At 72.5% G+C, this 17621-nt stretch carries 13 protein-coding genes and 1 pseudogene; 9 read left to right on the top strand and 5 right to left on the bottom strand.

Annotated elements, in window-relative coordinates; all coding sequences use genetic code 11:
- Positions 1–114 precede the first annotated feature (114 nt).
- Entirely contained in the window at positions 115–2736 is a 2622-nt protein-coding gene (locus tag OWR29_RS02530; RefSeq protein WP_267560638.1) for a winged helix-turn-helix domain-containing protein, read from the top strand.
- Here OWR29_RS02530 and OWR29_RS02535 read toward each other — a convergent pair.
- Positions 2723–3184, bottom strand: coding sequence for a DUF7144 family membrane protein (locus OWR29_RS02535; protein ID WP_267560639.1), 462 nt, complete (start codon positions 3182–3184; stop codon positions 2723–2725). The genes OWR29_RS02530 and OWR29_RS02535 overlap by 14 nt on opposite strands.
- A 360-nt stretch (positions 3185–3544) precedes the next feature.
- Between OWR29_RS02535 and OWR29_RS02540 the strand changes: the two genes are divergently transcribed.
- Positions 3545–6148, top strand: coding sequence for a winged helix-turn-helix domain-containing protein (locus OWR29_RS02540; RefSeq protein WP_267560640.1), 2604 nt, complete (start codon positions 3545–3547; stop codon positions 6146–6148).
- Here the strand turns inward: OWR29_RS02540 and OWR29_RS02545 are convergent.
- Positions 6120–6944 carry a YhjD/YihY/BrkB family envelope integrity protein gene (locus OWR29_RS02545; protein ID WP_267560641.1) on the bottom strand — a complete coding sequence of 275 codons (825 nt, stop codon included), beginning with the start codon at positions 6942–6944 and terminating at the stop codon, positions 6120–6122. The genes OWR29_RS02540 and OWR29_RS02545 overlap by 29 nt on opposite strands.
- An 85-nt stretch (positions 6945–7029) precedes the next feature.
- Here OWR29_RS02545 and OWR29_RS02550 point away from each other — a divergent pair, with 85 nt between their 5' ends.
- From OWR29_RS02550 to OWR29_RS02575, 6 genes are read left to right on the top strand one after another with little or no spacing between them, the layout of a single operon-like run.
- On the top strand, positions 7030–8925 hold the full coding sequence (locus OWR29_RS02550; RefSeq protein WP_267560643.1) for a phage holin family protein: 1896 nt from the start codon (positions 7030–7032) through the stop codon (positions 8923–8925).
- A 4-nt stretch (positions 8926–8929) separates the two neighbouring features.
- The gene (locus tag OWR29_RS02555) at positions 8930–9772 is read left to right on the top strand and encodes a class II glutamine amidotransferase (RefSeq protein ID WP_267560645.1); all 843 of its coding nucleotides are present in this window, start codon (positions 8930–8932) and stop codon (positions 9770–9772) included.
- Positions 9769–11172: an amino acid permease gene (locus tag OWR29_RS02560; protein ID WP_267560646.1), complete on the top strand. Its 1404-nt coding sequence runs from the start codon at positions 9769–9771 to the stop codon at positions 11170–11172. The genes OWR29_RS02555 and OWR29_RS02560 overlap by 4 nt, the downstream gene beginning before the upstream one ends.
- A gap of 14 nt (positions 11173–11186) precedes the next feature.
- A complete protein-coding gene (locus OWR29_RS02565) occupies positions 11187–12407 on the top strand; it encodes an arginine deiminase (protein ID WP_267560648.1) in 1221 nt (406 codons plus the stop codon).
- A gap of 9 nt (positions 12408–12416) precedes the next feature.
- The gene (gene argF, locus OWR29_RS02570) at positions 12417–13418 is read left to right on the top strand and encodes an ornithine carbamoyltransferase (RefSeq protein ID WP_267560650.1); all 1002 of its coding nucleotides are present in this window, start codon (positions 12417–12419) and stop codon (positions 13416–13418) included.
- A 3-nt stretch (positions 13419–13421) separates the two neighbouring features.
- Positions 13422–14360 (top strand): carbamate kinase, encoded by a 939-nt coding sequence (locus OWR29_RS02575; protein ID WP_267560651.1) that lies wholly within the window; start codon positions 13422–13424, stop codon positions 14358–14360.
- Here the strand turns inward: OWR29_RS02575 and OWR29_RS02580 are convergent.
- Positions 14341–14832: a hypothetical protein gene (locus OWR29_RS02580; RefSeq protein ID WP_267560652.1), complete on the bottom strand. Its 492-nt coding sequence runs from the start codon at positions 14830–14832 to the stop codon at positions 14341–14343. The two genes, OWR29_RS02575 and OWR29_RS02580, sit on opposite strands and share 20 nt — an antisense overlap.
- Before the next feature lie 86 nt (positions 14833–14918).
- On the opposite strand from OWR29_RS02580, the gene OWR29_RS02585 reads away from it, so the two are divergent.
- Positions 14919–16307 (top strand): MFS transporter, encoded by a 1389-nt coding sequence (locus OWR29_RS02585; protein WP_267560653.1) that lies wholly within the window; start codon positions 14919–14921, stop codon positions 16305–16307.
- A 96-nt stretch (positions 16308–16403) separates the two neighbouring features.
- Here OWR29_RS02585 and OWR29_RS02590 read toward each other — a convergent pair.
- Positions 16404–17243 (bottom strand): annotated as a pseudogene (locus OWR29_RS02590) (YihY/virulence factor BrkB family protein); the annotation flags it as partial.
- The gene (locus tag OWR29_RS02595; RefSeq protein WP_267560655.1) at positions 17153–17566 is read right to left on the bottom strand and encodes a DUF7144 family membrane protein; all 414 of its coding nucleotides are present in this window, start codon (positions 17564–17566) and stop codon (positions 17153–17155) included. The pseudogene OWR29_RS02590 and the gene OWR29_RS02595, both read right to left, overlap by 91 nt.
- Positions 17567–17621 lie beyond the last annotated feature (55 nt).

Genomic DNA, 17621 nt, shown 5'->3' on the forward strand with positions numbered 1-17621 from the left:
GTGCCGACGGGGGCGCCACCGAGGGTCACTATTATCCGATCCGGACGATGCGCCGGGCCGAACCCGAATCGGACTCTGAAACGAGAGATCGATTCGGGTCACTAGGGGGTAGCGGTGTCCATCGAGCCGAGCGCGGATTCCGCCGGATCACTGCTGAACTCCAAGTTCGCCGTGCCCGCGCCACCGCCGTTCATGGTCGACCGGCCCGCCCTCGCGGACCGGCTGACCGAAGGCGTGCAGGGGCCGCTCACTCTGGTGACCGGTCTGGCCGGAAGCGGGAAGACCCAGCTGCTGGCCTCCTGGGCGCGCAGCGGGGCGGTGCGGTGGCCGATCGTCTGGATAGCGGTCGAACCGGGCGACGAGCGGGGCGCCACCTTCTGGACCTACCTCATCGAGGGCCTGCGCCGGGTGGGGGTGCGAGTTCCGGCGCAGGTCCCGGCCGCGCCCGGGGCGGCGGCCGGCCGGCCCTTCCTGGCCCGCGTCGCCGCCGCCCTGGCCGCGTGTCCGACCCCGGTCGTGCTCGTGCTCGACGGCGCCTCCCAGCTGGCCGGCCGGGACTGGGCGGCCGGGCTGGAGTTCCTGCAGAGCCACGCGAGCGGCCTGCGGCTGGTGCTCTCCGGGCGGTGGGATCCGCCGCTGCCGCTCTACCGGTACCGGCTGGCCGGCGAGCTGTCCGAGATACGCACGGCCGACCTCGCCTTCCGTGCGGACGAGGCCGCCCGGCTGCTCGAGCTGCACGGGGTGACGCCGACCGGGGACCAGGTGGCCGAGCTGCTCGACCGGACCGAGGGCTGGGCGGCCGGGATCCGGCTGTACGCGTCGGCCCGGCAGGGCTGCGCGGACCCGGCGGTGTGGCCGGGACTGACCGGGAACGAGAGCTCGGTCGCCGAGTACTTCATCGGCGAGGTGCTGCGCTTCCAGCCGCCGGTGATGCGCCGCTTCCTGCTCGAGACCAGCGTGCTCGACACGTTCACGGCCGAGTTCGCGGCCGCCGTCACCGGCCGGGCCGACGCCGGTCGCCTGCTGGCCGGGCTGACCCGGGAGAACGCCTTCATCCAGCCGGTCGGCGACGGCACCGGCCTCTACCGCTACCACCACCTGTTCGCCGACCTGCTGCGCGCCCAGCTCGCCTGGGCCGAGCCCGACCAGGTGGCGCTGCTGCACGGGCGGGCAGCCGACTGGCTGTTCGCGCACGGCCGGCTGGCCGACGCGGTGGCCCAATGCGCGCGGGCCGGCGACTGGGAGACCGCGGCCACCATGGTGATCGAGGACTTCGCCGTCGGGCAGCTGGTGATCGAGGGCAGCGCCGGGCGGCTGGGCGGCGTGCTGGCCGGTCTGCCGCAGCACCAGACGGTTCCCGAGACCGTGCTGGTGCGGGCGGCCCTCACCTATGGCGACGGCGACCACCTGCGGGCGGCCGAGCAGTTCGCGTACGCCAGCAAGCTCCTCGCCGTCCACGGCAGCGCGTGCGGCGACGGCCTCACCCTCGCCTTCCACCTGATGCAGCTGCTGACCCTGCCCGTCGGCCCCGAGCCGGAGCAGGTCGAGGAGCTGGCCCCGGTGGTCAAGGCGTTCCTGGCTGTCACGCCGGAGCGGCTGCGGACACGCCACCCCGAGCTGCGGATGCTGGTGCACGCGGCCGAGGGGGTGGCCCGGGGCGCGTACAGCGCGGGCGACGAGACGGTCGACGCGCTGGCCGAGGCGGTCGCGACCGCGCCCCCGGGGGCCGAGCTGGTGAAGATCGACTGCCTGGGCCGGCTGGCCGTCACCGAGGCCTACCGCGGCTGGCTCGGGCGGGCCGAGACGTACGCCCGGCAGGCGCTCGACCTGGCCGCCGAGTGCGGGCTGAGCCGCGACCGGTGGCCCGCCGCAGCCGAGGTGGCCCTGGCCTGGGTGGCGCTCGAGCGCTACGACATCGACGCCGCCGACCGGCATCTGCGGGCCGCTCAGCCCCTGTGCGCGACCGGATCCGACGGGCCCGCCGCGCTGGCCTGCGCCGTGGTGAAGGCGCGCCGACTGCAGATCCGGGGCGAGACCCGGCAGGTGATGAGTGTGCTGGTGGCGGCCGGGGAGAACGGCGACGAGCCGCCGCGCTGGCTGTCCCGCGAGATCGCCCTGAGCCGGATCCGCCTGCTGATCACCGCCGGTCGCACCGCCGAGGCGGCCGAGCTGCTGGCCGGCCTGCCCGCGACGGGCACCGCGGACGTGGCCGTGACCCGGGCCGCCCTGCTGATGGCTCAGGGCGAGTCCGGCCCGGCCCAGGACATCGCGACCGCTGTGACCCGCGCCTGCGGGGTGCCGCGGCCGGTCGTGCTGGAGGCCTGGCTGCTACTGGCCATGCTGGCCGAGGGCGCCGACGACGCGGCGGCCCGGGAGGCGTTGCGCCGCGCGCTGACCGTCGCGGCCCCGGAGTCGTACCGGCGCCCGGTGCACCAGGTGTGGAACGAGCTGCGGCGGTTGCTGCGCGACGAGGAGCGCAGCGCCGTGCAGCAACGCGTGCTGAGCGGGGCCGCCGGGCCGGCCGTGGCCGAGCCGATCGTCGTCGAGGCGCTGAGCAGGCGGGAGCTGGACGTGCTGCGGGGGATGGCCGAGATGCTGCCGACCGAGGAGATCGCGGCCTCGATGTACGTGTCGGTCAACACGGTCAAGACGCACGTGCGCAACATCCTGCGGAAACTGTCGGCGTCCCGGCGCAACGAGGCGGTGCGGCGGGCCCGCTCGCTCAAGCTGATCTGACGTCCTGCTCGTGACGCCGCCGGACGTCGCCGCCGTGCGCGCACAGGGCGTACAGGATGAGAATGTCCATGGTGATCAGGATGGCGCCCCAGATCGGCACGGCCGGTATGAACAGCAGGTGCACGAAGGCGCCGAGCGCGGCGATCAGCGCGCCCAGGATCCGGGCCCACAGCAGGCCGGCCAGCACGCCGGCCCCGGCGGCCAGCGCGAGCACGCCGAGGATCAGGTGCGTCCACCCCCACACGGTGTGGTCGAGCTCGAACAGCTGATCCGCGGTCACGATGAATACTTGCTCACGGTAAAGGGCGACGATGCCCTCGACGACCTGAAACGCACCGAGAGTGAGCAACATGATCCCGCCGAAGACGACCACCCCGATCCACGCGGTGAGCGGCGGGGCGGGCGCCGCATCCGTGGGCCGTTCGCTCGCATAGCTGCTGCTCGTCATCGTTCCGTCCCTCCGTGCGCATGAATGGCGTGCATCGAGCGTCCCCGGCCGGGCGGGTCGGCGGCTCATACCGGGCGGATGAGCCTTCTGCCTGGTCGCGCCCTTCAATGTCCATCCCGGACGGATGTCGGCCAGATTCGCGTGGAGGTCTTGCCATGCCACGGCGATTGTGTTTGCGTGGCGGAGGCGGCGCACCTCCACGTTTCACTGTCCGTAATCGCGACCATCCCGGACGGCGCGTTCCCCCCACGATCTGGCTCTCAGTGGTGACGCTGCACGTATCGAACGAGTAGCACCGGCGGGACCTCCGTGCCGCGAGCGGACGTCCCGCACCGAGCGGACTGTGCGGAGGGGGAGCGCATGCGCGAAGTCGCGAACAACGACGTCTCCGTACGGGTCCGGGCCGTCCCGCGTCCCCGGCCGCGGCTGCCGAGCAGCCTGATCTGGCGGCCCCGGCTGGTCGACGCCCTGGACGCGGGGGTCCGTCGCACGGTGACGCTGGTCTGCGCCGGCGCCGGCTGGGGAAAGACCACTCTGATCGCTTCGTGGTGCGGGGCCCGATCGGCGTCCGGCCCGATCGCCTGGCTCACCCTCGACCACGAGCACGACGAGCCCGACGTCTTCTGGTCCGACCTGCTGCTCGCGCTGACCACGGCCGGGGTGATGCTGCCCCGGCCGGTGCCCCGCGCCGACGACAGCCGCTTCGCCCGGTGGCTCGGCGCGACGCTGGCCGCCCTGCCCTCGACCCTGGTGGTGGTGCTGGACGACGTGCACAAGGTGACCGACCGCCGGGTGCTGGGCGGGCTGAGCGGCCTGCTGCGCCGGGCGCCGCAACGAGTCCGCTTCGTGCTGGCCGGCCGGCGCGAACCGGGCGTCTCGCTGCACCAGCTGCGGGTCTCGGGGGACGTGGCCGAGATCCGCGGGGCCGACCTGGCGTTCCGGGTGGACGAGGCGGCCGGCCTGCTCGGCCTGCACGACCGGAAGTTACCGGTCGACGACCTGGCCGCGCTGGTCCGGCAGGTCGAGGGCTGGCCGGTGGGCATCCGCCTGGCCGCCGACTCGGCCGACGGGCGCTTCCCGGAACGGGCGGCCGAGGACTACCTGCTCGAGGAGGCGCTGGCCGGCCAGTCCGAGGACACCTGGCGGTTCGTGCTGCGGACCAGCGTGCCCGACCGGATCTGCGGCCCGCTGGCCGACGCGCTGACCGGCGGCCAGGACGGGCAGCGGACGCTGGAGATGCTGGCCCAGGCCAACCTGTTCATCGAGCCGGTCGGCACCCGCGGCTGGTTCCGGTACCACCGGACCTTCCGTTCGGCCCTGCGCCACCGCCTGCAGGCGACCAAGTCCGGCCTCGTGCCCGCCCTGCACCTGGTCGCGGCGCGCTGGCACGCGTCCTCGGGTGACGTTCTGCCCGCGCTGTCCCACGCCGCCGGCGCCGCCAACTGGCCCCTGCTGGCCCACCTCGTGATGGACCGCGGCATGCCGCTGTTCAACTCGGGTGATCGAGCCGAACTGATCGAGATCCTGCGCCGGATCCCGGCCGCCCGTCTGTCCGACAACGCCGATCTGGTGCTGTGCGCGGCCATCCGCGCCTTCGACCGCGGCGACATCGCGGCCATGGCGGCGCGGCTGGCCGAGGCCCGGACGCTGCACGGCTCGGGCGAGGGCCGCCCGCTGACGTCCACCGGCGTGGCCCTCGGCGTGATGGAGTCGGCCATCCTGGTCCGCTGGCAGGGCGACATGCCGCGCCTGCTCGACCTGTCGACCGAGCTGCTGGCCGACATCGCGGCCCTGGACACCGCGACCGGCCCGGCTCTGCCGCAGTACCGGACCATGGCGCTCACCAACAAGGCCATCGCGCTGCTCTGGTCGGGACAGTTCGATCACGCCGACCGTTACCTGTGGGCCGCCTCGTCCGGCGCCCGCGGGGCCGGCATGCCGTTGATCGCCGCGTCCGCGCTCGGGCATCTCGCGCTGCTCGACTTCCTGCGCGGCTCGATCCACGAGGCCGAGCGCAACGGGACGGCCGCACTCGACCTGGCCCGGCGCATCGACGCGTCGACGCGGCCCGCGGCCGCCCCGGCTCACCTGGTCCGGGCGCTGATCGAGTCCGAGCGCGGCCGCGGCATCGAGGCCGGCGACGCCCTGCGGATGGCCCTGCACTCCGGCGGTGAGGTGCCCGAGGCCGTCCTCGTGGTGCTGGCGGCCCTGGTGCGGGTGCGGTTGCTGGTCGACCGGGGCGAGGCCCTCGGCGCCCGTACGGTGCTGCGGCAAGCATGGGCCGAGGCCCGGCCGGGCTTGGTCGCGCCGGTGCTCATGCGCCTCACCGACGTGGCCGAGTCCGAGATCGACCTGGCCCTGGGGGACGCCTGCGCGGTGTTCGCCCGGTACGGCGGCGACCGCCCGCTGGCCCCGCCCGAGCAGGCCTGCCTGGCCCGGTCCTACCTCGCGACCGGGCGGCACGACGCGGCCGAAGCGCTGGCCGGGCTCGTCCGCACCTCTTCCGACCGGGTGTCCGCGGTGACGGGCTGGGTGATCACCGCGCTGGCCGCCGACGCCCGGGGCCGCAGCGTCACCGCCGGCGAGGCGCTGGAGCGGGCGCTGACGCTGGCCGAACCCGACCACATCCGGCGGCCGTTCCGGCACTGCGACCCGCAGCGCCTGCTGCAACTGGCCGGGCGGCAGCAGTGGCTGACCGAGCTGCGCGGCCCGGCCGGCGACAACCTGCTGGGCGACATCACCGGCGAGCTGCCGGTCGTGATCCCGTCGGCCGGCCCGCTCAGCGAGCGCGAGCTCGAGGTGCTGCACTACCTGCCGACGATGCTCACGGCGGGCGAGATCGCCGAGAACCTCAACATCTCGATCAATACGGTGAAGGCCCACATGCGCTCGATCTATCGCAAGCTGGGAGCCGGCCGCCGCCGCGAGGCGGTGGTCACGGCCCGGCAGCTGGGTCTGATCTGACGAACCACCGGGGTAGCCGATCGGCCAGCACCACGGCCAGGATCGCCGACAGGAGCAGGCAGAACGACAGGACGTAGAGCCAGCCGATGTACGTGAAGGCCAGCCCGATCGTGCCGTAGCGCTCGGTGCTCGACTGCAGCGCGCGCGGCAGATAGATCGCGCCGGCCGCCCGTACGCCGAGCATGATCAGGCCGAACAGCAGGCCACCGAGCAGCAGGCGGTCCCGCGGCACCACCGGCCCCAGCAGCACGCGGGGGAGCAGGACGGCCAGCCCGCAGTCGGCCAGCAGGGTGACCACCACCCCGGCCACCCCGGCCGCGGGCAGCAGGTCGGTCAGGTGCACGAGGAGCCGCACGCCGATCAGGAACAGCACGACCAGCAGCACGGTGCCGATCTGCCAGCCGGTGTCGGCTGGGCCCGCCCGCCGCCCGGCGACCGACCAGGTGGCGCGGTAGGCCCGGGCCAGCGCGCGGGCCAGCCCGGTCGCCGACAGCACCACGATCAGCGAGCCGAGCACCCCGAAGGCGCCGCTGCGGCTGCCGCCCAGCGCGTCCTGCACCAGGCGGGTGCTGTCCGCGGGCAGGCGGATCAGGTCGGTCAGCCGGTCCCGAGCCGCGCTGCCGGAGAGCGCCCCGATCATGATCACCAACGGGAAGAGCGACGTGAAGGCCTGCGCGGCCAGGGTCATCGCGCGGTCGAAGATCTGGACCCGGACGAGCTCGCCGAGCAGACGCTGCACGGCCGCCCGCAGCGGGTGCGGCACCGCGTCCAGCACTCGGCGCGAGAGCGTCGTCATGCCGCCATGCTCGGCCCGGCCGGAAAGGGGCGCGCCATCCGTGGCGGGTGAGCCCCCGCCGCCGGCCGGCCGGGACACTCGCCGCATGCTGTCCGTCCTGTTCACCGTGGGCCTGGGCGCGGCCGTGCTGGGCGTGGTCATCGGCGTCGTGCCGGGACTGCACGCGGACAGCGGCTGGGCGGTGGCGGCCGCCGCGGTCGTGCTCGGCGGGCTGGGGGCCGTGCTGCGCCCGCTGCTGGTGGCGTTGTGCTCGGCGGCGGGCTGGCTCGGTGTGGTGGCCGGGTGGCTGGTCACGCAGGCGCTGCTGGTCTGGGCCGCGCTCGAGCTGACGCCCGGGGTGCACGTCGACGGGTTCTGGCCGGCGTTCTGGGCCGCCTGGCTCGGGGCCGGGCTGACCAGCGTGGTGCTGTGGTTCGTGACGGCCGGGCAACCGGGCGCGGCGACCCGGCACCTGCTGCGTGTGAACCGGCGCTATCGGCGGGCTGTGCCGCGTACGGAAATTCCGGGTGTTCTCATCGTTCAGATCGACGGGCTGTCGGCGCCGCTGGCCCGGTGGGCGATCGAGGCCGGCAACCTGCCCACGCTGGGCCGATGGCTGCGGGCGGGCAGTCACACGCTGACCGAGTGGCACGCCCAGCTGCCGCCGACCACACCGGCCAGCCAGGCCGGGCTGCTGCACGGCGCGAGCGATCAGGTGCCGGCGTTCCGGTGGTACGAGAAGGACACCGGCCGCCTGGTCGTGACGAACCGGCCGCGGGACAGCGCCCTGGTCGAGGCCCGGTGCTCGGACGGGCACGGCCTGCTGGCCGGCGGGGGAGTGAGCGTCAGCAACGTCTTCTCGGGCGACGCCGCCACCTCGCTGCTGACCATGAGCCGGGCCGGGACGAACAAGCCGGACCGGGCGGTGGCGGGCTACCTGCTCGACCCGTTCGGGCTGACCCGGTCGCTGGTGCTGACCGTGGGCGAGACCGTGAAGGAGCTGGCCCAGGCGCGACGGCAACGGGTGCGCGGGGTGCTGCCGAGGATGCGCCGCCGCGGCTCCTATGTGGTGCTGCGCGGGGTCACGAATGTGTTGCTGCGGCACCTGAATCTGGCCGTGCTGGCCGAGCAGATGATGCGCGGGGCCCCCACTGTCTTCTGCGACTTCGTGGATTACGACGAGATCGCCCACCACGCCGGACCGGCCCGGCCCGAGTCGCTGGCCTCGCTCGAGGGCATCGACGCCGTCCTGGCCACGCTGGAACAGGTCGCGGCGGCCGCGCCCCGCCCGTACCACCTGGTGGTTCTCTCCGACCACGGGCAGAGCCAGGGATCGACCTTCGCCCAGCGCTACGGCCTGCCCTTCGAGCAGCTTGTCCGGGAGCTGACCGGATCGGGCGACGTGGTGGCGCCGCCGGCCGACGAGCGGGAGCACCGGGCGCGGCCCGCCGAGCCCGAACCGGCTCCGGGCCACCCCGAGGTCGTGGTCGCCGCCTCGGGCAACCTCGCGCTGATCTACCTGGCCCGGCTGCCCGGCCGCGCGACCCTGGAGCAGATTGAGCACCGGCACCCCCGGTTGCTGGCCGGGCTGACCGCTCACCCCGGCGTCGGGTTCGTGCTGGTGCGCTCGCAGCACCACGGCGCGCTCGTGCTCGGCCGGGACGGGCGACGCCGGCTTCGCGACGACCACGTCGAGGGCTGCGACCCGCTGGCCGCGTTCGGCCCGCACGCCGCCGACGACCTGCGCCGCCACGACCGCCTCGGGCACACCGGCGACCTGGTGGTGAACAGCTTGTACGAGCCGGGCACGGGCGAGGTGGCCGCGTTCGAGGAGCTGATCGGCTGCCACGGCGGCCTCGGCGGCGACCAGAGCCGGGCGCTGCTCGTGCTGCCACGCGGGTGGAACCGGCCGGGCGAGCTGATCGGCGCCGACGCGGTGCACCGGCTGCTCCTCTCATCCATCCGGGATGAACCGGAACGTTCGGCCGCGCGGCAACCATGACGCCATGTGTCGCTGGCTGGCCTATTCGGGCACCCCGATCCGGCTCGAGGAACTGCTCTACGAGCCGCGCTTCTCACTGATCGACCAGAGCATGCACTCGCGCCTCGGCGTCGAGACCACCAACGGGGACGGGGTGGGCGTCGGCTGGTACGGCGTCGACGCCCCGCCGCTGGCCGAGCCCGCGCTGTTCCGCGGCACCGGCCCGGCGTGGAGCGACCTCAACCTGCGCGAGCTGGCCCGCTCCACGGTCTCGCCGTTGTTCCTGGCCCACATCCGGGCCAGCACCGGCACGCCGGTGCAGCAGACCAACTGCCACCCGTTCCGGCACGGCAACTGGCTGTGGCTGCACAACGGGTGCATCCGGGAGTTCGCCCGGCTCAAGCGCGACCTGGTGCTGGCCATCGACCCGGCGCTGTACCCGTCGATCGCGGGCTCGACCGACTCCGAGGTCATGTTCTATCTCGCGCTCACGTACGGGCTGCGGGACCGGCCGGCGCTCGCCGTGGAACGGATGGCCGGGCTGGTCGAGTATCTGGGCCGGGCCCACGGGGTGGAGAACCCGCTGCAGATGACCGTCGCGACCACCGACGGCGACCGGGTCTGGTGCTTCCGCTATTCGTCCGAGGGGCACAGCCGCTCGCTGTTCTACAGCACCGAAATGTCGGCCCTGGTCGCGTTGTATCCCGAGAACGCCAACCTGCGCCGGCTCTCGGAGGAGACCCGGCTGGTGGTCTCCGAACCGCTCGGTGAGCTGGAAGGGGCCTGGCAGCCGGTGCCCGAGTCGAGCTACGGCGTGATCCAGAAGGGTGACGACGAACTCGGCCGCTTCGAGCCGGTCGAGCCATGACCGGCCTGAAGGCGCCGGCCGCGCCGACCCGGCCGGCCGAGGAGCGCACCCTCGGACTGCCTCAGGCGACCGCGCTGATCCTGGGCAGCATCATCGGGGTCGGCATCTTCAACCTGCCGTTCTCGCTGGCCGCGATCGGCCCGATCAGCATCGTGGCGATGGCGCTGACCACTGTCGGCGCGCTCAGCCTGGCCGTCATGTTCGCCGTGCTCTCGCGCCGGCTGCCGGCCGACGGCGGGCCCTACGCGTACGCCCGGGCCGCCTTCGGCAACGGCACCGGCTTCCTCAACGCGTGGTCGTACTGGATCACCGCCTGGGCCGGCAACGCGGCCATCGTCACCGGCTGGGTCTTCTACGTCGAGCACTTCGTCAACAAGGACGGGGTCGTCGGCTGGTCGATCGCCATCGCCGTGATCGGGCTGTGGCTGCCGGCCCTGGTCAACCTGACCGGCGTCAAGAACATGGGCGCCGTCCAGCTGTGGACGACCGTCATCAAGTTCATCCCGCTCGCCATCATGTCGACCGTCGGCCTGTTCTTCATCACCACCGCCAACTACAGCCCGGCCAACGTCAGCGGGGACAGCGATCTGAGCGCGATCGGCAGCGCCATGGCCATCTGCCTGTTCAGCTATCTCGGCGTCGAGACGGCCGCCGTCGCCGCGGCCAAGGTGCGCGACCCGTCCCGCAACATTCCCCGGGCCACCGTGTACGGCACGCTGGGCAGCGCCGTCGTCTATCTGCTGTCGATGATCGCCATCTTCGGCATCGTGCCCACCTCGCAGCTGGCCGAGGAGGCCAACAAGGCGTCGTACTCGGTCGCGGCCAACAGCATGGCCGGCAGCGGCACATGGGCCGGTGACCTGGTCGCCCTGGCCGTGATCGTCTCGGGGCTGGGCGCGCTCAACGGCTGGACGATGATCTGCGCCGAGATGCCGCTGGCGGCGGCCAAGGACGGGGTCTTCCCGGCCACGTTCGGGCGGCTGTCGCGGCGCGGGGTGCCGACCGTGGGCATCATCGCCAGCACCGTGCTGGCCACGGTGGCCATGGTGGTCAGCTACTCCGGCTCCAGCGGGGCCACCGTCTTCAACACGCTGGTGCTGATGACCGGCATCACGGCCGCCATCCCGTACGCCTTCTCGGCGCTGGCCCAGCTCAAATGGCGTCTGCTCGATCGCCGTACGGGAAACGGCGCCCGCTTCGCCCGGGACTCGGCCGTCGCCGTGCTCAGCCTGGCCTTCTCGATCCTGTTCGTCTGGTACTCGCGCAACTCCGGTGACGACTGGTGGGTCGTCTGGGGCCCGTTCCTCATGGCCGGCGCGGCGTTCCTGCTGGGCGTTCCGGTCTTCCTCGCCGTCCGCAACCGGATGTCGGCGCCGCCGGCGGTGCCGCCCTACCAGTGAACCCGGGAGAACCCATGAGTTTCCACGTCGACTCCGAGATCGGCCGGCTGCGTCAGGTCATCCTGCACCGGCCCGGGGTCGAGCTGAGCCGGCTCACCCCCGACAACGTCAAGGACCTGCTGTTCGACGACATCCTGTGGGCCCGCCGGGCGCGCGAGGAACACGACGCCTTCGCCGAGGTGCTGCGTGAGCGCGGCGTCAAGGTCCACTACTTCGCCCAGCTGCTGGCCGACGTGCTGAACATCCCGCAGGCCCGGGCCTGGGTGCTCGACCGGATCATCACCGAGGACACGGTCGGGCCGACGCTGGCCGGACCGCTGCGGGCGCTGGCCGAGCGGGCCGAGAGCGAGATGCTGGCCGACTACCTGATCGGCGGCGTGCTCAAGAACGAGCTGGCCGGCTTCACCGTGAACAGCCTGCGCTGGGAGCTGATGAGCGCCGACGACTTCGTGCTCACCCCGCTGCCCAACCACCTGTTCCAGCGGGACAACTCGGCCTGGATCTACGGCGGGGTCAGCATCAACCCGATGGCGATGGCGGCCCGGCTGCGCGAGTCGGTGCACAGCGCGGCCATCTACCGCTTCCATCCGATGTTCGCCCTGGCCGACTTCACCGTCTGGTACGGCGGCGACGACCGCCCGCACCAGCCGGCCACCCTCGAGGGCGGCGACATCCACGTGCTGGGCAACGGCGCCGTCATGGTCGGGCTGGGGGAGCGCTCGACCGCGATGGGCGTCGAGAACCTGGCCCGGCAGCTGTTCGCCGAGGGTGCCGCGACCAAGGTCGTGGCCATCGAGCTGCCGCACTCGCACGCCATGATGCACCTGGACACGGTCATGACGATGCTCGACCGGGACACCTTCGTCATGTACCCGTACCTGCAGGGCTCCCTGCGCTCGTGGACTGTGCTGCCCGGCGATGACGCGGACGGGCTCCACGTCGTACGCAATGACGACCTTTTCGCCACCATCGCCGAGATCCTCGGCATCGACAAGATCCAGGTGCTCGAGACCAACGAGGACATCCGGGCCGCCCAGCGCGAGCAGTGGGACGACGGCACCAACTTCCTGGCCGTCGAGCCCGGCGTGATCGTCGGCTACGAGCGCAACGTCACCACCAACACCTTCCTGCGCCGGCACGGCATCGAGGTCATCACGATCGCCGGCGGCGAGCTCGGCCGGGGCCGCGGCGGCCCCCGCTGCATGACCTGCCCCATCGAACGCGACGCTGTCTGAGGAGCCGAGATGTCCGTCAACCTGCGCAACCGCAGCTTCCTCAAGGAGCTCGACTTCACCCCCGGCGAATGGCGCTTCCTGCTGAAGCTGGCCGCCGAGCTGAAGTCGGCCAAGTACACCGGCACCGAGACGCCCCGGCTGGCCGGCAAGAACATCGCCCTGATCTTCGAGAAGACCTCGACCCGCACCCGCTGCGCGTTCGAGGTGGCCGCGCACGACCAGGGCGCCCACGTCACGTTCCTCGACCCGGGCAGCACCCAGCTCGGCCACAAGGAATCGGTCGAGGACACGGCCCGGGTGCTGGGCCGGTTCTACGACGGCCTCGAGTACCGCGGCTTCGGCCAGGAGAACGTCGAGACGCTGGCCCGCCACTCCGGGGTGCCGGTGTGGAACGGGCTCAGCGACGAATGGCACCCCACCCAGACGCTGTGCGACCTGCTCACCATGCGCGAGCACACGGTCAAGCACGACAACGAGATCGCCTTCGCCTTCCTGGGCGACGCCCACAACAACATGGGCAACTCACTGCTGGTGGCCGGGGCCATGATGGGCATGGACGTGCGGATGGTGGCGCCCGAGGCCCGCTGGAACCCGGACGAGGTGGTGAAGGCGGCCCGGGCCATCGCCGAGCAGACCGGCGCCCGGATCACCCACACCGAGGACGTGGCCGAGGGCGTGCGCGGGGCCGACTTCCTCTACACCGACGTGTGGCTGTCGATGGGCGAGCCCAAACAGGCCTGGGACGAGCGGATCCGGCTGCTCAAGCCGTACCAGGTGAACATGGACATGGTGCGGGCCACCGGCAATGCCGCCGTCAAGGTGATGCACTGCCTGCCGGCGTTCCACGACCGGCGTACGAAGGTCGGGGAAGAGATCTTCGAGCACACCGGGCTGGACGCGCTGGAGATCACCGACGAGGTGTTCGAGTCGCCCTACTCCGTCGTCTTCGACCAGGCCGAGAACCGCATGCACACGATCAAGGCGGTCATGGTCGCCACCCTGGGAGCGTGAGAGATGCGCATCGTCATCGCCATCGGCGGCAACGCGCTGCTCGAACGGGGACAGCGGCCGGACGCGGCGATCCAGCAGGCCAACGCCCGGCGTGCGGTGGCCGCGCTGGCCCCGCTGGCGGCCGAGCACGAAGTGGTCGTGACGCACGGCAACGGACCGCAGGTGGGCATGCTGGCCATCCAGAGCGCGGCCGACCCCACGCTGCGCGCCCCCTACCCGTTCGACGTGCTGGGCGCCCAGACCCAGGGCATGATCGGCTACTGGCTGCTGCAGGCGTTGCAGAACGCGCTGCCGGGCCGGCAGGTGGCCGCCATCCTCGACCAGACACTGGTCTCGGCGGCCGACCCGGCGTTCGCCCAGCCGACGAAGTTCGTCGGCCCGGTCTACGACAAGGGAACGGCCGACCGGCTGGTGGCCACGCACGGCTGGGCCATCGCCCAGGACGGCCCCAACTGGCGGCGCGTGGTGCCGTCGCCCCAGCCGCAGCGGATCGTGGAGACCCGGCTCATCCGCAAGCTGCTCGAGAGCGGCACCGTGGTGGTCTGCGCCGGCGGCGGCGGCATCCCGGTCATCCGCAACAGCGCCGGGCTGCTGGCCGGGGTCGAGGCCGTGGTCGACAAGGATCTGGCCACCGCGGCGCTGGCCGAGTCGCTCGACGCCGACGCGTTGCTGCTGCTGACCGACGTCTCCGCGGTGCAGCGCGGCTTCGGCGGGCCCCGCCCCGAACCGATCTACCGGGCCACCCCGGCCGAGCTGCGGCGCGAGAACTTCGCCGCCGGGTCGATGGGGCCCAAGGTCGAGGCGGTGTGCCACTTCGTCGAGATGACCGGGGACGTGGCGGCGATCGGGTCGCTCTCCGACGCCGGGCTCATTCTGGCCGGTAAGGCGGGAACCGTTGTCACCCCCAACGGGGACTACGAACTCAGTGCAGCAAGGTCTTGAGGACGACCATCGCCGCGCCGAACGCCCCCGCGGTCACCGTGGACACCAGGCGTTCGGCCGGCGTGAGTCGTCCGCCGGCGCCCATCCGCCAGCCGGCCACGCACAGCAGAAGCGTGCAGCAGGCCAGCGCCGCGAACTCGGCCGCCACCATGCGGGCGCCCGCGAGCCGGACGATCACCAGCACGAGCAGCGGCAGAGCCGAGGCTGTGATCAGCTCCCAGCCGTGGGTCAATTGGTGGCGAACGGTGTGCCAGGCCGGGCGGCGTCCCTCGTGGATCCGCTCGGCCACGATCCGGGCGTAGCGTTCGGCCAGCCAGTAGATGGTGAGCGTGACGAGAACGGCCAGCACCTCCCGCCAGGCCCGCTCGGCGTGCGCGGTGACCAGCATGGCGGCGCACACGATGAGCCCGTAGATGCCGGAGGCCGTCCCCTCCGCGGTGTCATGGGTGAGGCGGACGAAGCTGCGCTGCATGCCCTTCAGGCTGGCCGGGCGCGTACCCCCGGTCCTCATCCGGCCGGGATGAACCCGCGGCGCGGTTCCGGTGCCAGCGTCGGCTCATGACACAGCGGACCGCGAGCGGGCGCTTCCCGACCGAGCTCAGGCAGGCGCTGGTGGCCTTCGCGCTGGCCCAGTTCATCTGCAGCTTCGCCGGCTCCAACATGAACGTGATGATCACCGACATCAGCCGGGACCTGGACACCGACGTGCAGGGCGTGCAGCTGACCATCACGATCTTCCTGCTGGTGATGGCCGCCCTGATGATTCCGGGTGGCAAGCTGACCGACCGCTACGGGCGCAAGCGGTGCCTGGTGGCCGGGCTCGCCCTGTTCGGCCTGGGCGCCCTGCTGAGCGCGGTGGCCCCCGGGCTCGGGGTGCTCATCATCGGCAACTCGATCCTCGAGGGCGTCGGCACGGCCCTGCTGATCCCGCCCGTCTACATCCTGACCATGCTGGTCTTCACCGACGTGGGCTCGCGGGCCCGGGCCTTCGGCGCGATCAGCGCGATGGGCGGGGTGGGCGCGGTGGCCGGGCCGCTGATCGGTGGTTTCATCTCGACCGCGATCAGCTGGCGGGCCGCGTTCGGCTTCCAGGCGCTGATCGCGCTGGCCATCGTCGTGCTGAGCCGCCGGGCCGTACGCGATCCCGTGCCGCCCGACCCGGCGCGCGCGTTCGACGTGCGGGGCGCGGTGCTCTCGGCGGCCGGCCTCTTCCTGTTCGTGGGCGGGATCCTGGTCGCCGACGACAACGTCTGGCTCATGCTGGGGCTGCTCGCCGCGGGCGCGCTGGTGCTGGCGGGCTTCTTCGTGTCCGTACGGGCCAAGGAGCGGGCCGGGCAGGAGCCGCTGCTGTCCACGTCGCTGTTCCGCAACCGCACGTCTAACCTCGGCCTGATCACCCAGAACGCGCAGTGGCTGATGGTGATGGGCACGTCGTTCGTGGTGTCGGCCTACCTGCAGGTGGTCCGCGGCTACAACGCCATCGAGACCGGCGCGGTGTTCACGGCCACCACGGTCGGCCTGCTGCTCTCGTCGCTGGGCGCGGAACGGTTCGCCAAGCGGCGGGCCCAGCGCACGCTCATCGTGGCCGGGTTCGTCATCACGGTGGCCGGCGTGGTGCTGCTGATGGCCCTGGTCGCCGCGGTGGGCGGGGTGTGGCCGTTCGTGCCCGGGCTGTTCGTCATCGGCTTCGGGCTGGGCCTGATGCTCACCCCGTCGGTGAACGTCGTGCAGTCCGCGTTCGGCGAGGACCGGCAGGGCGAGATCTCGGGGCTGTCCCGCAGCGTCTCCAACCTGGGCTCGTCACTGGGCGCCGCGCTGGCCGGCACTATTTTGGTGGCCGGCGTCGGCGACCAGCCCGGACGCGCGTACGCGCTGGCCCTGACCGCCGTCGCGGTCGTAGGGATCATCGGGCTGGGCGCCGGCCTGCTGCTGCCCCGGCGGCGCTGACCGGTCCTGCTCACGGGTCAGCAGCTGCTGGGCTTTGCGATCGGCCGGGGTGGGCCTTCTCGGGTCGGCCGAGCGCGGCCACAGGTGCGCGGTTCGCACCGCGGCCACCTCGGCGCCGAGGACGAGCGCGTTGCTCAGCAGGTACAGCAGGGTGAAGATCGCCGCCACGGTGGCGAAGCTGCCGTAGACCAGACCGGCCCCGCGCACCAGCCGGGGCAGGACGGCGGCGGTCAGATTCAGCAGCGCGGTCACCGCCACCCCGCCGATCAGCGCGGCCGGCCAGATCGCCCGCAGCGGAGCCGGCCGGTCCAGCAGCAGGCGGGCCAGGACGATCAGCACCAGGCCCATGATCAGACAGGAGCCCGGGATCCCGGCGGCCGTCGACGTCGTGAGGATCCCGCCGATCAGGGCGCCGATGACAATGACGGCCAGCCCAGCCAACACCCGCAAACAGCGGGAGAGCAGGCCGCGACGGCGGTTCCACGGCACCGCGGCCAGATGGTTCAGCGTGAAGTAGGCCGAGAGGACCACCCCGGAGCCGGAGTAGGCGAGGCCGATCAGACTCACGACGAGGGCGGCGGCCGACGTCGACAGCGCCTCGACCGAGTCCTGGACGTCGGCCTGCAGCCCCGGTGGAACGAGTGCCGCGATCAAATCGTCCCGGACGAGCATGCGGGAGACGATCGCCGCGCCTAGCAGCAGCACCGGGAACAGGCTGAGGAAGCCGTAATAGGTGATGAGCGCGGCCTCGCGCGGGCCGCCGTCATCGAGGTACTTGACGACCACGGCGTGGCCGAAGGCGACCGGCGCGTGTCGGCGCTGCAGGTCGTCGAGGCGGCGGACGATCACCGGCCGTACGCGTCGTAGACCTCGTCGCCGTGGACGGCGGTGGCGTAGAGGACCACGCCGCACAGGACGATGATGATGGCGGCCCACACCGGGTAGACGGTGGCGAACACGAAGCTCATCAGGCCGGTGAACAGGGCGACCACGATCGCGACGAAGCGGGCCCAGGCCAGGCCGCGGAACAGGGCCACGCCGGTGACGGCGGCGCCGGCGCCGAGCAGCAGGTGACCCCACGCCAGCACGGTCAGCGGCAGGTCGAGCAGCACGTCGGGACGCGTGCCGGCCAGGATGTCGGGCTCGAAGATGGCCAGGGCGCCGACGGCCGCGTGCGCCGAGCCCAGCAGCACCAGCATCAGGCCGGCGAAGAACACCCAGCCGACCCAGCCGGTGGCCCGGCTCTGTTCTACCTCCATGACCCGCTCCCTCCTGCGTGCACGACTGTGTCCAGTGCACCCGGGTCGGGCGGCG

It is taken from the genome of Paractinoplanes pyxinae (assembly GCF_026626335.1).
GTDB lineage: Bacteria > Actinomycetota > Actinomycetes > Mycobacteriales > Micromonosporaceae > Actinoplanes > Actinoplanes pyxinae.